Source organism: bacterium, from assembly GCA_040755755.1.
Taxonomy (GTDB): domain Bacteria; phylum SZUA-182; class SZUA-182; order DTGQ01; family DTGQ01; genus DTGQ01.
Genome location: JBFLZW010000001.1, coordinates 179,638 through 196,057, shown reverse-complemented (window position 1 = coordinate 196,057; position 16,420 = coordinate 179,638). Strand labels below are relative to the sequence as shown.

Genomic DNA, 16,420 nt, shown 5'->3' with positions numbered 1-16,420 from the left:
AGATGTTCATTTTTTGTTCCTGGCCATGAACCGAAGGTCAAACCGGCCCAAGAGAGGCCAGGGGAAGGGTCAGGTCTACACTTTTGATAAGGGATTTTTTTCAGCCTGACGAGGTTTAAGCAGTATCAGAAGTGTAGGCTTGGCCCTTGGGTAGAAAACCGATCAAGAATATAACGGCTGGAATCAACAGCCAGGATCCTCTCCCGTCCGAACTTGATCTTTCCTTCGAAATTCCTGTATTCTCCACAGTCCGGCAAGTGTATTATTTCCTCTTAGTCCGACTTATTAAGAAATCATATCCGGGAATTCGAAATTTCCTGACCGTTCTCTTATCCCATCTCTCTTCCTTTGTGGGGAGGAGAAGGGCAAAGGGGGTGGAGAGGATGATTGATAAGATAGTCATGGAGTATTTTTTAAGGGAAATTGATTATGCAGATCAAAAGAAAACTAACGGATCGTGAACAGAAATTGCTCCAGATACTGGCTAACGAAAAAGAAAAGGCCATAAAGGAAATTGCCCGCCTGTTCAATAAGGATGTGTCCGATATCAGAACTACCATCACAGATATGGCAGTTGATGATGCGGATCTATCGTTTCTGGATGAAAATAAATCGACCGATTGGGCTCTGGCCAAAACCTACAATGAGAGGGTAAAAAATATCGAGGATGCCATGCTCAGGCTGACCAGGGGGGAATATGGATCCTGCCAAAGGTGTGGCCATTTTATACCGGAAAAAAGACTTGAGGCTCTTCCCTTTGTCCGGTACTGCATCGATTGCCAGAAAGAGATGGAAAAGATGGAGTCATAACCGGCTGTTGCCGTCTTTCTCAAGTTCGGTGATTTTTTCCAGAAGCTGATGGGCTGCGGCTAGGCCAGGATCCAATTGCAGGATCTGAGACAGCATGGTGCGGGCAAGATCGAGGTTTTTCCGGTTGATGTAGGCCACAGCAAGATTCATCCGTGCCTGGATGTTGTCCGGAGCAAGGCGCACGGTTTCCTGCCATTCCCTGACTGCATCCGCTTCTTTCCCCAGGTTGATGCAGGCGGCTCCGAGGCCGAAGTGGGCCTCGACACTGTCCGGGTCGGTTTGCAGAGCCTGCCGGTATTCCTCCCCGGCTTTGGTGAAATCCTGCTGGCTGAGGGCGAGGTTACCCAGATTGCAATGGGCTTTGGCATTGTGGGGATCATAGTGCAGGACTTTTTCCCACTCTTTGCGGGCCGAGTCTATCAGTCCCTGCCGCCAGTAGAGAACGCCCAGGTTCAACGATGCCTCAGGGTAGTCGGGCCGCAGTCGGACGGCTTGCTGGCAGGCATCTGTGGCCTTGGCGAAATCCCCTTTTTGCGTATAGGCCACGCCCAGGTTAAAGCAGCTTTCAGCATTCCTGGGGTCAAGCTGGAGGATGCGCCGGTATTCGCCAATGGCCTCATCGATTCTCCCCCCCTGGCCATAGGCAATTCCCAGGTTCAGCCTGACCTTGATATTGTTGGGGTCCTGATCGAGGAGCGTGCGGTAGATGCTGATGGCCTCGTCGGTTTCCCCCAGACGGCATCGCAGGCCAGCCAATTGCAGGTGGGCCTGAGTGTGGTTCGGGTCAGTCCGGGTGATCTGCTCATAGCAATCCAGTGCCTTGCGGGCCAGGCCGGGATCTTTGGTCCTCTCCCAGTCCTGCTCGAAAACCCGGCCCAGGTTGTAGCGGGCCTCCATATAATTCGGGTCACTCTGGATGGCCTGCTCAAGCTCAAGCCGGGCCTGCCCGTACTGCTGCTGTTTGAGGTAGAGAACAGCACGGTTATTATGGAGAGCCGCATGCCCGGAAGCTATAGCCAGCCCGCGGTCCAGCAGTGACCATGCCTCCTCGTCCTCTCCCGCCTGAATAGCCAGATATGCCTGGTAGTTGTACAGGTCTGCATTATCGGGGTTATGAAGGAGTGCCTGATTCAGCACATCCCTGGCCCTTGCCCGGTCCCCTTCCTGCTGGTAAAGAGCGGCCAGGTTCTGGTAGGGCCTGGGATTTTTTTCATCCATCCGGACGGCCTGGCTGTAAGCCTCGATCGCTTCCCTGATTCTGCCCTGCCGCGCCAGGATGACTCCCCGGTTATTCTGGATATCGGGCTGATCCGGCTTCAGGGAAAGGGCCTGGTCGAGATAGCTCAGGGCCTGATCCAACCGGCCAAGCCGGGTATAGGCAAGGCCAAGGTTATAGGACACCTGATATTGATCGGCATCTGATTGCAGACTCTCCGTAAGTTCCCTGACAGCTTTCTCATATTCACCCTGCTCCAGATAGACAATGCCAAGATAAACCCGTGCATCCGCATATCCGGCGGATGCCGATGAGTCACCACCGGCATCCGCCGGACTTTTGGCGATAACCTGGAGGAGTTCTTCTCTGGCATGATCCCACTCCCTGAGAGAAATATAAACCTGGCCGAGAAGAAACCGCACAAACAGGTCATCGGGATTTTCCCCGGCAATCCGCACCAGTATCTCTCTGGCCTGCTCATATTTCCCATCGTTCATCCAGAATGCCGCCTGGTCGATCTCCCCCTGCACCTGAACCATATCCTTGGGATCGGGCAGGGGAGGAGAGGGGTGCTGACTACTTTCTTCTAACTCCTGGCTCCTGGTCCATACATACCCGAGGCTTCGAAGCCTTTCCCGTGCCTCCTGATCCAGTGCCAGGTGTGTGCCCTGGGGAGACTTGCGGCTGCCGAGCTGTTTTCTCAATTCATCGAGACGCATCGGCCAGGGAAGGGAGGAATCTTTCCCGGCCTGCTCAGCCCAGAGGTTATTCACCTCTGCCGGGTCTTCGGCCAGATTATAAAGCTCCGGTTTTGGTGCCAGGATATATTTCCACTCTCCGGTTCTGATTCCTTCCAGGGGGCTCCATCCATGGTTGATCCTGGGATAGAGTGTCTCGCAGTAGAGCGAAAGCTCAGGAGTATTTTCTTCGCCCCGGATGACTTTGGTCAGGTCGATCCCTGCACAGGATGGGAGTGCGGGGATATCCGCCAGGGACAGAATAGTAGGCATAATGTCCAGGGTTCTGACAAGCCCTGCAATGCTCCGATTGGAAGGAATCCTCTTCGGATAGCGCATAATCAGGGGGACATGCAGGGTAGTGTCGTAGATAAAGATAGCATGGGTCTTTTCGTTATGCTCGCCGAGTCCTTCTCCGTGGTCGGAGGTCAGGACCACCAGGGTATTATCGAGCAGGCCAAGGCTTTTCAGATGGTCCAGAAGGACCCCGATCCAGTGATCAGTATAGGCGATTTCTCCATCGTAGAGATGCCCGGCATACTGCTCGGCAAACGGGCTGGGAGGGTGATAGCTGGCATGGGGATCGAAATAATGGACCCAGACAAAGAATGGCGATGCAGCAGCCATTCTGCTGATCCAGGACAGGGCAGAGCCGGTCACCTGCTCTGCCCTGCGTTCGCTGTCGAGGAAGGTCATATGTCCCTTTGAATCCAGGGTATCGTCATACACTTCAAAGCCCTGGTCAAGCCCATACCGGGAGTCAAGGACATAGGCGCTGGTAAAGGCAGCGGTCCGGTAGCCCTGCTGCCTGAATACTTCAGCCAGGGTGGTGCTGTCCCCGGATACCCGGAAAGTGCCATTGTCCCTCACTCCGGTCTGTACCGGGTACTGGCCGGTCATGATGGTGGTGTGAGAAGGAAGAGTGATCGGCACCGGGGTATAGGCATGGGTGAACCGCACTCCGGTCCGGGCAAGATTATCGATATTCGGGGTTTGCACGCCGGAGTATCCGTAACATCCCAGATGATCGGCCCTGAGCGTGTCGATGGTGATCAGGAGTACATGGGGCCTGCGGTCAACTGTTCCGCGCGCCGCGGCGATATTCAGCGGCCGGATTCGACGGGCGCAGCCTGACGAAAGGCCGATGAGTATCCAGCACAAGGTGATGGATATCGATTTCCTGCTTTTGGCCGTTATGCTCATCCTCATGTTTCTCCTGGCTCCTCAAGGCGGCACGAGGAGCCGCCCCTGACTTCTGACTCATCTTCAGGAATATCTGAAAGCTGACAGTTTTTACTGACCACTGGCCACTGGCCACTGGCCACCGACCACTCATCACTTCCCACTCCCCCTACTTCTTGCCCCTGGCCTCTAATGCCTTATCGAGGAGCATCTGCGCGTCAGGATAGCCTGGCTGTAATTGAATCACCTTCTGCAGGGATTCGATAGCCTTGTCCATCTCTCCCTTCAGGAAATAGCAATAGCCCAGCCCGTAATGGCCCAGGTGGCTCTGGGGATAGTGTTTTACTGCCTCCAGATAATAGCTGATGGCCTGATCGTATTTGCCCAGGTTCGCATAGAGGATAGCCAGATTGACCAGCGCTTCCAGGCAGGTGGGCGCAATTTCCAGGCCCTTCTTATATTCCTGCTCAGCCTGGTCCAATAATCCCTGAGCAAAATAGGTCATGCCGAGGTTCACATGCACCTGGAGGTTGTTGGGGCTCAGCTTTTCCGCCTTGAGGTAATTCTCCAGGGCCAGATCGTATTTTCCCTGAGTATAATAGGCAACTCCCAGGTTGATGGTTGCCTCGATGTTCCGGGGATCGAGCTGGATGGCTTTCTGGTACTCGGCTATGCATTCATCAACCTTCTGCAGATTAAAGTAGGCTATGCCCAGGTTGACATGGCAGGGAGCATTGGATGGGCTGAGACGCAGAGCTTCCTGGTATTCCTTCACGGCCATATCCAACTGTCCCAGACGGAAATAGGCAATACCAAGGTTATAGTGGGCTTCGAACGAATTGGGATCGAGAGAGAGGGTCTTTTCAAATTGCGGAATAGCCTCGGCGAACTTTTCGCTTCGCACATACAGGGTCCCCAGGCAGTTATAAATCTTTGGCATGTTCGGGTTGATCTTTTGGGCTATTTCCAGCTCCCTGAGCGCCTCATCATACTTTCCCCTGCCGATATAAGCGGAGGCCAGATTGACCCTGCCTTCGAGGTGCTGCGGATTCAGCTTCAGCAGGCCCTGGAACTTCTCGATGGCCTTGTCAAACTCACCCAGGCTGATCAGTACACTGCCGAGGTTATTATAAGCATCGATATAGGTGGGGTCCATCTGGTGGGATTTTTCAAGATATTCCCTGGCTTTCTGATAATCTCCCCAGGCCAGATAAACACTGCCGATATTATTGTAAGCCTTATGACTTTTCGGATTCATCTGCAATGACTGCTCGAAATATTTCAGTGCCTGGTCATAGTCTTTGAGGGCAAAGTAGACCACCCCCATGTTCTCGACCGACTCGGCGTATTCCGGATTTACCTCCAGCGCCTTGCGGAACTGCTCCAGGGCCTTATCATACTGGCCGAGCCGGTTATACACCGTGCCAAGGTCATTGTAGGCGCTTACATAGCGGGGATCGAGGCGCAGGGTTTCCTCAAATTCCCTTATGGCCAGGTCCGTTTTTCCGGTCTGATCGTAGATGTAACCAAGGACGAAATGAGTAAATACATCGTTGGGATTGACTTTTAACACCGACAGAAACTGCTCGATGGCCTTTTCGGTTTCTCCCTTGCCAAAATAATAGGTACCCATATTGAGAAAATCAAGGGTATTGATCATGTCCTTGGGGTCAGGGTAAGTGGTTGCAAGCTCTTTTCCCGACGCCTCATGCACGGTGGCCACATACCCCAGGCTCCGCAGACGCTGGGCTGTTTCCTGATCCATAGCCACTTTCTTCGACTGCTGGCTCTTGACGCGGGCGATCCTGGCTTTTAACGCCTCCATCTGCCTGTCCAGATTGTCAGCCACCTGCTGTTGGGTGGTATAAAGGTTTTTCAATTGCCCCCGGTCCTCGATCATATGATAAAGCTCCGGTTTCGGTGCCCGGATATAAACCCACTCGCTGGTCCTGATGCCTTCAAGCGGGCTCCATCCGTGATTATAAAGAGGATAATAGGTCTCGCAGAAAAACTCCTGCCGTATCGGCTTATCCTCCTTGCCGTTCTTCAGCAGTCCCACCAGGCTTTTCCCGTGAATATCCATTTCCTTTTCCACTCCCGCAAGCTCCAGGACTGTCGGGAAAATGTCAAGGAGCGTTACTTCCTGGGAAATTTCCACGTTCTGGGGGAGGAGTTTTGGATAGCGGATAATCAGGGGCACATGCAGAGTAGAATCATAGATAAAGATAGCGTGGGTTTTTTCGCCATGATCTCCCAGCCCTTCTCCATGATCGGCAGTGAGGACAAGCAGGGTCTGATCCCAGAGATTCATCTCCTTCAGCGAGACCACCAGCCTCCCCAGCGTCTGATCGGTATAGGCGATTTCACCGTCGTAAAGATTAGTCTTATATATATCGGCAAAGGGCTTCGGAGGCTCATAGGGAGCATGCGGATCAAAGCAGTGCAGCCAGAGGAAAAAGGGCTTATTGCTGCCATTGGCCTTCAGCCACTTTTCAGCCTCGGAGACTACATTCTCGGCTTTTCGCTCATTGTAGAGAAGGAGCGTCAGCTCCTGGTCCTTGTTCATGTAATCATCAAAGACATCAAAGCCCTGATCCAGGCCAAACCGGCGGTCCAGGACAAAGGAGCCCACAAAAGCGGCGGTCTGATACCCCTGATCCTTGAGCACCTCGGCCAGGGTCACAAGCTCCGGAGCGGCCACGAAAGTTCCATTATTGCGCACCCCATGGGAAAGAGGATAAAGACCGGTCATCATGGACAGGTGAGCAGGCATGGTGACCGGAGAAGGCGTAAGGCAATGAGAGAAAAGAGCACCTTCCCTGGCCAACTGGTCAATGACCGGCGTCTGGGTGCCCTTATAGCCATAGCACCCCAGGTGATCAGCCCGCAGCGTATCGATGCTGATCAGCACGATATTGAATTGGGGGGCTTTTGCCTGTCGGGACAAACCGCTGCCAGTCCGCAGGCATCCGGATATCGGGATAAATACACCGAGAAGACCAATGAGCAATACCCTGGTTTTAATCATGCCGCTGATCATGCCGAAGATTGTATCTTTGGTTCTATTTTTGGTTCTGTCTTTGATCATACCCCTGGTTTGAAAAGAACGTGTCATGATACCCCTCACTTAAGTCAACAGAAATAAAGTGGATAGAAGACATCTATACATTGAACCGAAAGTTAATGATATCGCCGTCTTTCACTTCGTAATCTTTCCCTTCCAGCCGCATGAGCCCCCTTTTTTTAACCTCGGCCATGCTACTCTGGCAATTAATAAAATCTTCATACGAAACCACTTCGGCCCGGATAAAGCCCCGCTCGATATCGGAATGAATCTTGCCGGCTGCTTTCACTGCCGGTGTGCCCCGGCGGATGGTCCAGGAGCGGACCTCATCTTTGCCCACGGTCAGGAAACAGATCAGGTTCATCATGGCGTAGCTTTCCCGGATGAATTTATCCCTGGCCGACTCCTCAAGCCCCATCTCCCGCAGAAAATCTATCTGCTCGCCAGCAGGCAACCGGCTGATTTCCTCCTCCAGGGAGCCGATGATCTGCATGACCCGAAGCCCATGAGTCTGGCAATATTCCTGGATGGAGGCATAAAGACCGGGATCGAACCCGGATTCCGGGATATTTACCACTGCCAGGGTCGGCCTGATACTCAGGAAGGCAAACCCGGCAAGCTGTTTGAGCTCGGCCTCGTCCAGATCGAGGAGGCGCAGCGGCTTTTCCCCGTCCAGGCAGGCATGAACCTTCTCCACGGTCTGAATCAGCTTCTGATCCTTGCGCTCTTTTCGGAAAGCGGCAAGCGACTTGTCGGCAATGGCAAAATCGGAAAAAAGCAGCTCGCTCTCCACAGAAGCCAGGTCTTCCAGCGGGTGAAAATCGCCCTTCCCGTCATCAAATCCCTTGATGACCAGGACTATCGCCTCCATAGTTTTAAGTTTCTCTAGTATTTTGGCCGAAAACTTCTCTTCCGCAGGCATGGCAATGTCCGCAAAGGTGATTTCCGCATGCGTGGTTTTTTTCGGCTCGAACACGCGGGTCAGAACATCAAGCCGCTCATCCGGGATCTTGATCAGCCCCAGGTTAATGTCCTGCTCCGAGGAGTATCCCCCCGTTTTGGCAGCCAGCCCGGTCAATGAATTAAAAATGGTTGTCTTACCACTCCCTTTAAGTCCCGTAATTGCGACTTTCATGATAGCTTATCTCCATATAGCTTACGATTGCCTTCATGCAGCTTATCTCCACAATAGCTTATCTGAGGTACCAGTATAACCAAAATAGTGTCGTAAAATCAATCTTTGATTGCTCGTCAGTAATCACAGCGAAAGATTTGGCTGGAAACTTGTTGATTAATAGTGCGGTGAGCGAAACCAATTGGGCGGGTGAATCTATGCTCTTTTTATGCTTTTGGGATGATCGTCTGTGCCCCGGCTTCCATGAGGAAGTGAATTCTGCTCATTCCGGCCAGCCTTGCAGCTCTCCCTCCGGAAAGACGGCCATCAGCAGAGAGTTTGAAGGCGATAAGCTTACGCAACTCAGATATGATCTGCCCTCACCATGGGTGAACGTGTCCGTGCTGAGGATGAAGTAACACGAGCGGTTGATGTCTTTCATCGTTATGTGCGCACACAGGAGAAAAAGGAACAGGTGGGGCAAAAAAGAAGCCCCACCCTTCATGTTCTGCTCATGATCATAATCTCTGGTAGCCATACATGAAGTAGCGCACCCTTTGGACATCATCTTCCAGTTTGGATAAAATCGCCGCTGCCAGCTTTCTGTTATGAGCACCCTGGCTGTTATCCTGGATAAGATACGTGTAGTTTTTCTGGACCGTCTGGAGGAGAGAAAGGGTTTGGTTCCAGGCAGGATCCGGCCCTCCTGATTCTGCTGAGCTTTGTGCGTTCTGGCCAGGGTTTCCTATATTCCCCCCAGCATTCCCTGGATTCTCCCCTGAGCTCCCTGGGTTCCCACCGGAACTGCCGGTATTCCCTGCTGAGCTCCCCAGATTCCCTGATCCCGCCCACTTTTCAGGCTCCGCCTTTTTGATTTTCGCCAGCAGGTCCTGGATCTCGTCAATCTGGGCTTTGACTTTTGCAAGCCGCTGGTTGAAATCCGCTTTATCCTGCCGGTATTGGGGAAGGACAGTCTCATCGTGACAGTTGATGCAGCTTTTTTGGGGTGATTCCTCAAGGTCAACGTGGCAGTTCTGGCAGGTGACTTCATCCGGCTGCACGTGCGGTGAGATAATCCCCACCAGATTATCCGGCGTCTCGGTCCCTTTCATCATCCGGTCCTGATAGACATGGCAGACACTGCAATCCTTGCGGGGCGCTACCTCGTCATTGTGGCAGGCAAAGCAGAAATCCTTCATCATGGACAGATTACTGACCATGGCAAATTCTTCATGGGCCACCCGATCATGGCAGATGACACAGGCATAGCCCTGCTTCATGTGCATGCCGTGATTCACCCGGATATTCTTTCCGAGCATGGATTTTTCCATCCGATCATGGCATCCTTTCTGGGTGCAGTAGACAGGCCTTGAGGCTTTAATGTCATCCTCTCCGGGGCCGAATAAAAAGACATAGACATTTTCCAGACCGTAGATGGATGCTTTGATCGAGCCGGTCAGACCGGGTTCGACGTGACAGGCATTACAACTGTTTTTGGTGTATTCCGGCTTGTGCTTGGCTTTCTGCCAGGTATCATTGGCGCTTTTGATCATATGGCAGGTGATACAAAAAGAGGGCCGGTCCAGAACATAGTTGTTTAACACCCAGAGAGAAAGAACACCGCAGACGATTCCGGCACCCAGAATCAGGATATGCTGCTTTCTCCTGGTAAAAAAGTCTCGGTAATTCAAGCGGTCCTTCAGGTTTCTCCGGTCTTTCAGGCTATTGTTCATGCAGGTTTTTCCCTTCTATCAACCCGAGTCGTTACGGTATAAAATGGTAACAGATCGGCGGGGTCCAGGCCATGGCCCCGTTCTTTTGTGTCACCTGGATAAAGTAGTGGTAATCATCCTTTTTGTCCATCGGCAGGTCCATGTCCACAAAGGTGATATCAGCGTTTTTTCCTTTAATGTTCGTCGAGCTGTAAATGCACTTGGCATTCCGGACAATGTCCACCTGGATAATATCATCGGTGCCGAGAATTTTGGCCAGCATCCGGGGATAGCGGTTGCGGCTGGGGAATTTATCGCCCATGGGGTGGCCTTCAACCGTGAAGTCGAGAACAATCCAGTCCGTAGCCACGTAGTTTCGTTTTTTCTCAAGGGCCTCGTTAAAGGACTTGTCCGTAAAATCCTTGGCATAGACGGCGGTAATGACCGGCATTCCCTTCGGAATGGGTTTCTTTTGCAGAGAATGTCCGGGGGCCCGTTTATAGGGGCTTATTGCCGGCACATAGAAAGAGAGAAAGTCTTTCCCATTGGAATAGCGGGAAGTAGCCTTGTTGGCTTCCCAGAGGGGATAATTATCAGAGTTGATCCAGCCCTTGTGACGGAAGGCATAATCCGAAATCCCTAAAAAGTCATACTGCTGGTCATCCAGGGCATACTTGAAGGCATCGACCACGAAGCCATCCATGGCCATCCGGCCCCGGACATCATGCTGCTCATGGAGGGTTCCCCAGAACAGTTGATACTTCTCAAGGCCCAGCGTGGACTCATAGCGCTTTTTGGGCACCGGCGTAAACTCGGTATACGATGCCTGATCAATGACCCTGGGCTGATTAGCACAGGGCAAGAGGTCCATATTATGGGGCGATATCTTGTCCATGGTCAGGGTAGCCACACAGATGCTTGCAGGATCGAGATCGCGGGATTCGCTCTGGCGGTTGTCTCCGGAATACGCGATCCAGACATCCCCTTTTTGCTGGCCGACACACACTGACGAAGCAAAGATATTCCGCCAGGTTGTCTGCGAGAACTCGATTGGAGATGACCACAAATGCCCGTCGTAAAAGACTCCGTAAACCTTCCACACCTCCATGAGCTTATCGTGAATGTAGAAGGGAATCTTCCCGATATAGTGGTGAAAAAAGCACCACAGCCGTCCGCTGGAGTCGATCTTCAGTTGCGGCAGGTCAGAATACATCTTCATGGTTTCGGGAAGTCTGGCGTAGAAATCCTCGTAGGTCTGGTAAAATTTTTCTCCGGAATAACACACCAGGCCGAGTTTTCGGGAATTGTACCGGCCGCGTCTTCCCTCCATCGGCGTTTTGTCATAGTTGATCTGCGTCTCGACAGCTTCAAATTTGTTCAGTGAAATGGTCCGGTTCTCTTCATCCTCGCCAAACCCCCAGTTGTCACCCGAAATATCCCAGGCAATCCACACCCTGCCGTGCTCATCGCAGGCCAGACTGGCATGAGCCACGTAATTATTCGTGGACTCCACTTCAACCTCCGGCCACAGGCGTTCACTGGTAAATTTACGAAGAAGAATAAGATGTTTTTTGTTCCGGTAGGTATCCCAGGCCAGGTAGGCATTCCCCACCCTGTCCACGGTAATGGCCGGCTGCCAGTCGTTCCCCGGATAATCGGTAACCCGGATGATCGGAGACCACTGCCCCTGGTCCCGGTATTTCATGAAAATGTCGGCATTCCCGAACTGAAAGCTCTGCCAGCAGACCCACAGGCGGTTACTTGCATCCACAAAAATCTGCTGATCGGTATCCGGAGCCGGGTGCTCGGTAAGGCGGCTCGTCTGGGACCATTTGCCATCTTTATAATACCGCAGGTAGATGTCCCAGTTGTCATTAACGCGGCCAGGCCAGCAAACCCATAAACCGCCTTCATTGTCTCCAGTCAGAGAGGGCTGCAGATAGCAGCCTGCGTCTGCCACCACCATCTCATCACCCCAGCGCTGGCCATCGTACTTACGCATCACCAGCCGCTCCTTGCCCCCTGTATAGCTGGTCCAGATGGCCCAGACATTTTCCATGCTGTCCTTGGCTATGGCTGGATAGTTATTCATCTGTCCTTTGGAGCCGAAGATAAATGAGCGCGGAAGCAATTGGAGTTTGATATTTCCATCCAGCTTCTCCAGGGGGCTCCCGAATTTCAAGTCAGCCAGGGTGAAGGAAAAAACACCGCCCTCGGTAGTTATGGACACCCTGTCGGTGGGTGCCGTGTTCAGATCGAGGATAATCCCCTTGGCCACGCGCTCCTCCAGGTATTCCCGTGGTGATATTTTTCCCAGGTCATCTGCGATTTCACTGCCGCGAAGCCGGTCAATGCTGCACTTCCACCGCTTCTCATCAGCCTTGAGACTATCCTGTTCGGTAAAATTGATGGCCTTGATTCCTTCGATCCGCCCTTTACTCACTTCTGCCTTTCCATCCCAGATCAGGGGTTTGGGGCCGCGGATTCCAAACATGACCTGGACTGTCCAGGGCAGGCTCTTTTCGACCTCAAGCCGCTGGTTGACGCCATTGGCCTGGTGAGGGAAAAAAAGTATTGCAGCCAGCAAGAGAATCGATGTAAGGGAAAAAGCACGCTTGGTTCTGGATATGGGGTCTTTAGCCATGAAAAGCCTCCTTGCTCGAAAACATGACTGTCTCAAATTGACAATCTTTCATGAAAGGCTGGTCAAGTTGCTGAAAGAGCGCTGTGATGGTACGCCAAATAATAGTTTGAGGTTTTGCAGGAGTTTTTGCTATAATTCTTTTCGGTAGGAGACTTCCTTTTAATCAGGGAGAAAGATGGAAAAAATCAGAAGTCAGAAGCCAGGAGCCAGGAGTCAGGAGTCAGGAGTAAGGAGTAAGAAGCTGCTGGCTGCTCAGTGGTCCATCCTGGCATTGTTTAACCTGGTGACCATAGGGGCCTTGAGCGGCTGCGGATACCGGATTTTAAACCAATATCCTGCCTGGCCGGAGGGCATCCGCAGGGTCCATATCGAGACTATCAGCAACCAGACCACCGAACCCGGCCTGGATAAGACGATAACCAATGCTCTGATCCAGGAATTCTGGCACTGGGACAGGGTGAGAATCGTCAACCGCCCGGAAGCCCAGGCCATCCTGTCCGGAGTAATCACCGGATACGGGGCTGATGAGCCGCTCTCCTTTGACCGGGACCGAAACGTCGGGGAATACCGGTTAACCATTCACCTGGACCTGCACCTTGAAGAGGTCGCAACCAGGAAAATTTTCTGGCAGGCAAAGGACATTACCATCCAGGGAGATTACCAGTTTTTTCAGAACGATCTGGCTACAACCCGTGCCCAGGAAAACCGGGCGCAGCAGAAAGCTGCCCGGGACATGGCCAGGAAACTGCTGGATGAGCGATTCCGGGGAGGATCCTGAAGGCCCATGCAATTGAAACCCGAAGAGTTAACCAGACGGCTGAAAGAGGGGACGGTGGACCATCTCTACCTTTTCACCGGGGATGAGCCTTACTTTATTGAAGAAGCAGTAAGCCTTGTCAGAAGCCACGCCTTGACCGGAGAGGAAGAAAAGGGGAACTTTCATACTCTTTCCGGTGATGATCTTGATTTTGACACCCTCCGTGCTCTGGTTCAAACAATTCCTCTTTCGGGAAAGAACCGGCTGATTGTGCTGAAAGGGCCGGAAAAAATCAAAAAAGGGGATGCTGACCGTCTGGCGCAGCTCCTGCAAAAAAAACAGCCTTCGGTGCGCCTGATCCTGGTGGCCGAAAAAATTGATCAGCGGACCAGGCTGGGTGAGGTTACCCAAAAAGAAGCCACAGCGGTCCATTTTTACCGGCTGTTCGAGGACAGGCTTCCCGGATGGATTGTGCAAAAAGTCAGGGAAAGCGGCAGAACTATTCCTCTCCCCCTGGCTCAGGTCATGGCCCAGATGCTGGGCAATGACCTCTACCGGATCGAACGGGAATTGACCAAGGTTTATCTGTATATGGGGAAGGATACCCAGATCACCCGGCAGCACCTCGTAGTTGTTTCCGGAGAATCACGGATTTTTTCCGTCTTCGATCTGGTCAGAAACCTTGGAGAGCGAAATGTTGAACCTGCCCTGAAAATTCTCGATAAACTGATGGAAGAGGGAACCAGCCAGATTCTCCTCCTGGCCATGATTGTCCGGCAATTCCGTCAGATATACCTGGCCAGGTCTCTGCTGGAGCAGGGGAAGGGGGGGACTGAATTGAACCGTGCTCTCGGCCTTGCGCCGATGTTCGCCCGCCAGATAGCTGAACAGGCCAGGTTCTTCAGCTACCAGAGACTGCAAGAACTGTATGGCAGGCTCCTGGAGACAGACCTGACCCTGAAATCAAGCAGTTGTCACCCGCGGTTAATCCTTGAAAATTTAATCATCGAGATGTGCCAGAATTCTCCCGATAGTTAAGATCAAACCGGATTGAGGGTGCATTCTGTTTCACAGTCTTAAACTGTAGATATATTTTTATAAACAAGGTATTATATCATAGAGTTTCTGGGTCATGTAAATTTTTGCACATGAGGATACTATTCTTACCCGGAATATCTTCCCCGCTTTTTCCCTTGCCGCAGATATCATACTGAAAAATATTGATTCTTGAAACTCTGATCGAAGTTGGTTATTTGGCATGATTTATGCTTAAATTATAATTTCAGAAATTCAGAAACTCCGATTTCTCCGCGAAAACTGACCTGAGAACGCACAATCAGGATAACTGCCTTATCAGCCATATTCTCCGAGTGGATTTTTTCCCTGGATCTTCACGTGATATCATTATTCAAGCTACAGATGGCGAGCAATGCCCTGTAGCTGTGGGTTGATCAATCATTAACTGTCTGAAAGGAGGGATGAGAATATTGCATTGTTTGTTGAGACATTCCCCAGCCATTGATAACCTATATATATTGTTGGATGAGGAATCAAACCATGAAAAAGGAAGCTGTATCCGTAAGAAAAGCTGTATCCTGCATCATCGCTCTCATGATTGTTCTCCTTGCCGTAATTCCCTTGACTCAGGCCGCCCTGGTACCAACCACCACAACAACCATAAACTGGTGGCCCCTTCCTCCTTATAACACCCTGTGGCCGTTATGGTCGCCAGTCCTGTCTCCGCCGAATGCACTGGGAATCCCAACTCCCATCGTCAGCAGTTTAACCAAAGATACTATTCTGCCCGTACAACCCGGTCTGACCTGGGATCCGGTCAACAGGAAATATCCCTGGCTGCTTTATAACACTCCTTCAGGCATGGTCTACTATGATCCGCTGTTTGGCATTGATCTCTGGCCGCCAAGCTACCTTCTGACTATCTGGGGAACTCCTTTGCCTCTTGACCTCAGTAAGATCCTCTGGAGCACCCTGCTGCCGACCAGCACAACCTGGCTCCAGGCAAATGTTCCGGTGGGAAACAGTACCTATTATACTACGTACCCGCAGTTTGCTCCTCTCCTGACTGCCGGTTCGATCGCCGGACTGACGCTCATTTAGGAGCATCCAGAACTCAGCGGGTAAAGAACGACCATCCGAAAATCAGGAGGAGGTTTTCAGCCATGAAAATCGATCAGATGAGAATTATCCGAGGGCTTATTCTGACCCTCAGTACACTATCACTGGTATTTATCCTCTTTGTCAGGCAGGGGAATACGCAGATCGTACCGTATTATCCCCCTGCTTATGCCTACACCGGGGTATTCGCGGCCATAGTGCCGCCATTTGTGGCCGTACCGCCCCTCTATGGCTATCCGGCCTATAGTTACCCTGTTACCCGAACCGCCGCAACTACTCTGGCAACCGCTCTCCTTCTGCCGACTCTTCTTGCTCCGACAACCACAACCACAGCAGCACCGGTAATTGGGGTCAGTACGGCCATAACTCTGGCTACCCTGGGGGGAACTTCGCTTTCGGCCACCACGCTGGCCACTCTGGCAGCTACTCCGGTTCCCACCACGGTCACCACCACCCCAACCATCGGGACGACCACGGCCTTGCTCTTGAGCGGAGGAGGAGTTTCAACTTCGACCCTCCTCCTGCTCGGAATTTGAGACCATCTGACTGGATGAATTCATTCAAGCCTGCGGCCTGACTTTTGAAACACAGAATGACCAGGATGAATAGGCGACAACCATAAAGATCATCACATTGTCGGTCCTGGTCATTCTGCTTGTTCCTGGCCGATCCTTCCCCCGTATTTTCTCGATTATGAGTGCTTCCAGGGTATCCACAGGAGCACATGGAAAGGCTAGTGTCTATTTTCGCTTCTAAGATCCAAAAATGGCGTCCGTTTTCGCTACTGAGGCATTACTTCTCCAGGCAAGGCAATTTGCGGCAGCAATGATATGCCGCCCTGAAGGATACAGGCTGGATGGCCTCAAGCAGCCTCACTCAGGCATAGTTGAATCTCCGGTTCGCTGAAAAGATCATGTGGCACAAATTATGCTTCCTTAGAGAACTGAACTCAAAACTAATGCTCTTATTGCGCAACAGGGCAGTCTGATCTCATTTTCGGGATCAGAAAGCCCTGTACTTTTCCAGAGTCATGGAGGATTCACCATTA

At 51.9% G+C, this 16,420-nt stretch carries 13 protein-coding genes; 5 read left to right on the top strand and 8 right to left on the bottom strand.

Going from position 1 to position 16,420, the window contains the following annotated elements:
* Window positions 1–429: 429 nt before the first annotated feature.
* A complete protein-coding gene (locus AB1611_00880; protein MEW6378139.1) occupies window positions 430–810 on the top strand; it encodes a TraR/DksA C4-type zinc finger protein in 381 nt (126 codons plus the stop codon).
* Here the strand turns inward: AB1611_00880 and AB1611_00875 are convergent.
* The 7 genes from AB1611_00875 to AB1611_00845 all read right to left on the bottom strand — a co-directional run bounded on the left by AB1611_00875 (window position 805) and on the right by AB1611_00845 (window position 12,479).
* The gene (locus tag AB1611_00875) at window positions 805–3,966 is read right to left on the bottom strand and encodes a tetratricopeptide repeat protein (GenBank protein MEW6378138.1); all 3,162 of its coding nucleotides are present in this window, start codon (window positions 3,964–3,966) and stop codon (window positions 805–807) included. The two genes, AB1611_00880 and AB1611_00875, sit on opposite strands and share 6 nt — an antisense overlap.
* Window positions 3,967–3,968: 2 nt before the next feature.
* Window positions 3,969–4,109: a hypothetical protein gene (locus tag AB1611_00870; GenBank protein ID MEW6378137.1), complete on the bottom strand. Its 141-nt coding sequence runs from the start codon at window positions 4,107–4,109 to the stop codon at window positions 3,969–3,971.
* 5 nt (window positions 4,110–4,114) lie between these two features.
* On the bottom strand, window positions 4,115–7,060 hold the full coding sequence (locus AB1611_00865; protein ID MEW6378136.1) for a tetratricopeptide repeat protein: 2,946 nt from the start codon (window positions 7,058–7,060) through the stop codon (window positions 4,115–4,117).
* Between the two features lie 46 nt (window positions 7,061–7,106).
* A complete protein-coding gene (locus tag AB1611_00860) occupies window positions 7,107–8,144 on the bottom strand; it encodes a DUF933 domain-containing protein (GenBank protein ID MEW6378135.1) in 1,038 nt (345 codons plus the stop codon).
* A 206-nt stretch (window positions 8,145–8,350) separates the two neighbouring features.
* On the bottom strand, window positions 8,351–8,485 hold the full coding sequence (locus AB1611_00855; protein MEW6378134.1) for a UPF0175 family protein: 135 nt from the start codon (window positions 8,483–8,485) through the stop codon (window positions 8,351–8,353).
* Between the two features lie 156 nt (window positions 8,486–8,641).
* Complete coding sequence (locus tag AB1611_00850) at window positions 8,642–9,856, bottom strand: cytochrome c3 family protein (protein ID MEW6378133.1); 1,215 nt, start codon at window positions 9,854–9,856, stop codon at window positions 8,642–8,644.
* A 31-nt stretch (window positions 9,857–9,887) separates the two neighbouring features.
* On the bottom strand, window positions 9,888–12,479 hold the full coding sequence (locus AB1611_00845) for a hypothetical protein (protein MEW6378132.1): 2,592 nt from the start codon (window positions 12,477–12,479) through the stop codon (window positions 9,888–9,890).
* A gap of 175 nt (window positions 12,480–12,654) precedes the next feature.
* On the opposite strand from AB1611_00845, the gene AB1611_00840 reads away from it, so the two are divergent.
* From AB1611_00840 to AB1611_00825, 4 genes are all read left to right on the top strand, one after another.
* Complete coding sequence (locus tag AB1611_00840; GenBank protein ID MEW6378131.1) at window positions 12,655–13,257, top strand: LptE family protein; 603 nt, start codon at window positions 12,655–12,657, stop codon at window positions 13,255–13,257.
* Window positions 13,258–13,263: 6 nt separating this feature from the next.
* Complete coding sequence (gene holA / locus AB1611_00835) at window positions 13,264–14,274, top strand: DNA polymerase III subunit delta (protein ID MEW6378130.1); 1,011 nt, start codon at window positions 13,264–13,266, stop codon at window positions 14,272–14,274.
* A gap of 519 nt (window positions 14,275–14,793) precedes the next feature.
* Window positions 14,794–15,354, top strand: coding sequence for a hypothetical protein (locus AB1611_00830; protein MEW6378129.1), 561 nt, complete (start codon window positions 14,794–14,796; stop codon window positions 15,352–15,354).
* A 62-nt stretch (window positions 15,355–15,416) separates the two neighbouring features.
* Window positions 15,417–15,908 (top strand): hypothetical protein, encoded by a 492-nt coding sequence (locus AB1611_00825; protein MEW6378128.1) that lies wholly within the window; start codon window positions 15,417–15,419, stop codon window positions 15,906–15,908.
* 24 nt (window positions 15,909–15,932) lie between these two features.
* On the opposite strand, the gene AB1611_00820 is transcribed toward AB1611_00825, so the two are convergent.
* Window positions 15,933–16,088: a hypothetical protein gene (locus tag AB1611_00820; protein MEW6378127.1), complete on the bottom strand. Its 156-nt coding sequence runs from the start codon at window positions 16,086–16,088 to the stop codon at window positions 15,933–15,935.
* Between the last annotated feature and the right edge of the window lie 332 nt (window positions 16,089–16,420).